1 protein-coding gene and 1 pseudogene are annotated in these 1,569 nt (G+C 41.2%); both read right to left on the bottom strand.

Going from position 1 to position 1,569, the window contains the following annotated elements:
- Positions 1-769 (bottom strand): annotated as a pseudogene (locus C8268_RS00010) (transposase); the annotation flags it as partial.
- 179 nt (positions 770-948) lie between these two features.
- Entirely contained in the window at positions 949-1,422 is a 474-nt protein-coding gene (tnpA, locus tag C8268_RS00005) for an IS200/IS605 family transposase (RefSeq protein WP_106765776.1), read from the bottom strand.
- Positions 1,423-1,569: the final 147 nt, after the last annotated feature.

Below are 1,569 nucleotides of genomic sequence, written 5' to 3'. Positions count from 1 at the left end.
CCCAATACCTTCATCAAGCGCTGCACTTTCTTATGATTAACATGGTGTCCACGATTCACTAGCTCATCTCGAATACGACGATAGCCGTAGCGCCCTTGGTGCTCCTTGTAAATCGCTTGAATAACGTCTTTTAACTTAGCATCTTTGTCAGGCATACTGAACGTTTTTACCATGTAATAATACGTGCTTCGAGGGATATCCGCTAACTGTAGGAGTGCTTTCACCGAGAATTCGTTCCTTAGTTCATAGACGACTTGGGCTTTGTCTTTTTTGGTGATTTTTCCTTGTTTTGAACTAAGGCATTCAACTTTTTTAAATACGCATTCTCCATACGCAAACGCTCTACCTCTGCTTGTAAAGCCTCAACGGACCCTTCTGCTAACGTTTGATTCTTCTGTTCTTTTGAATCCTTTTTCATGGAGGGACGCCCCTTTTCCTTTGGTTGTAGGGCGTCTATTCCTCGTAATTCTAAGCTTCTTTGCCAGCTTAAAATGGTACTATGACTTGCAATATTAAATACCGCAGCCGTTTCTCTAACAGACAACCCATATTCATTCATATGATTAAGTATGTCTAGTTTATCCTGTACGGAATACGGTGTATAGCGCTTTTTAAAAACTTCTTCACCATGATGCTCAAATAGTTTAATCCAATGTAATAGAACGGAGTGATGGAGTCCTATGGACTTAGCAATTGATTTCAAGCTTTCCGATCCATTTTGATAACGGATAACTGCTTGTAATTTTTCGTCTGAACTAAACTTAGCCATAAAAAACTGCACCTCCAATGTTAGATGGTGTCTAACAATTGGGGTGCAGTTCATCCAACGGGTGGTTTGCTCTTGGGGTATAACCCCCTGTTGCCAAACTACGCCTAAAGACGCTAGCCTGACCATAAAATTGTTCAGGCTCAGTGTAATTGTCACTTTCACTTACCAGTTAAACTGGTTTACTCCCTCTTGCTACGGTTTCCGCTGAATGGATCTTCGTACTCTTTCACACTCAGTTTATCGACTGCTTGGTCATGTGCTTCTTGTTCACGAATATATTTAGCGACGGTTGCTTCATTTAAGCCCACTGTGCTAACGTAGTATCCCTCCGCCCAAAATTTTCGATTTCCGTATTTATACTTCAAATTGGCATGCTTCTCGAATATCATTAGGGCGCTTTTTCCCTTCAGATATCCCATAAATGATGATACCGAGATTTTTGGAGGAATCGCTACTAACATATGTACATGATCGGGCATCATGTGACCTTCTATGATCTCCACCCCCTTGTATTTACATAAACGTTTGATGATTTCGATCAAGTCTTTCCTCACTTGATTATAGATCTCTTTCCGTCTATACTTCGGGGTGAACACTATGTGGTATTTGCACATCCACTTAGTATGAGCTAAACTATAGCTCTTGTTTGCCATCTAAGACCATTCCTTTCAATTGAGCCTGAACATCTCAATTTTATCGGGATGGTCTTATTGGTCAAACCCTCGATCCCTCCACCCGCATAGCGGGTGGTTTTATGTTTCGCACGCTATCGCGTGCTCAACTGACTAAAGTCGTAATAA

The organism is Paenibacillus faecalis (assembly GCF_900289175.1).
Classification (GTDB): domain Bacteria; phylum Bacillota; class Bacilli; order Paenibacillales; family Paenibacillaceae; genus Paenibacillus_AQ; species Paenibacillus_AQ faecalis.
This window is presented reverse-complemented; position numbering and strand designations above follow the sequence as displayed.